The sequence below is a fragment of the Stenotrophomonas sp. SrG genome (assembly GCF_050031795.1).
GTDB lineage: Bacteria > Pseudomonadota > Gammaproteobacteria > Xanthomonadales > Xanthomonadaceae > Stenotrophomonas > Stenotrophomonas rhizophila_A.
The window spans coordinates 1-234 of record NZ_JBNBBE010001447.1 but is presented as its reverse complement, the minus strand read 5'-3'; the positions used below and the strand labels follow the sequence as shown (position 1 = coordinate 234).

1 protein-coding gene is annotated in these 234 nt (G+C 72.2%); it reads left to right on the top strand.

Translation table 11 applies throughout. From position 1 onward, the window contains the following. Positions 1-234: hypothetical protein (locus tag ACQG3P_RS24195; protein ID WP_426806468.1), on the top strand; the 234-nt coding region annotated here is incomplete at both ends.

Here is a 234-nt window from a genome sequence, read left to right as displayed (position 1 = left end):
ATCGACGAGTACCTGCTGGTCAGCGACGGGCTGGCCAACTACGGCACGCGCGAGCGCCCCGCATTGCGTGCGACCCAGCGCCTGTATGCGCTCAGCGGCGCCGGTGCACGCACCGACCGCGACCGGCTGCGTGCGTGGGCGAGTGCAGGGCAGGGCCAGCTGCTGGTGTTGAACGGCCGCCAGGATGTGGAATCGAGGGCAGCGCGCCTGCTGCGGGACCACCCGGGCACCGTG